Consider the following 230-nt stretch of genomic DNA (forward strand, 5'->3'; position numbering starts at 1 on the left):
TCCACGCCGACGATGTATTGCGTGTTCTGCACCACCGTCATGGCCTTGCGCGCGCACCAGGTCGAATTGGAAATATGATCTTCGCTATTGCCCTTGGAGGGGATGCTGTCGACGCTGCCCGGCATGCAGAGGGTACGATTTTCCATCACCAGGGAACTCATCGAACATTGCACCACCGGATAACCGGTGTTGACACCACGCACGCCGCTCATCAGGTTGCGGGGCAAACC

1 protein-coding gene is annotated in these 230 nt (G+C 57.8%); it reads right to left on the reverse strand.

From position 1 onward, the window contains the following. A partial coding sequence (locus HWE01_RS22805) for an aromatic amino acid lyase (protein WP_241822982.1) occupies positions 1–230 on the reverse strand: 230 nt, incomplete at both ends.

Origin of the sequence: Herbaspirillum sp. C7C8, assembly GCF_022627875.1 — a bacterium.
In the GTDB taxonomy this organism is placed as follows: Bacteria; Pseudomonadota; Gammaproteobacteria; order Burkholderiales; family Burkholderiaceae_D; genus Herbaspirillum.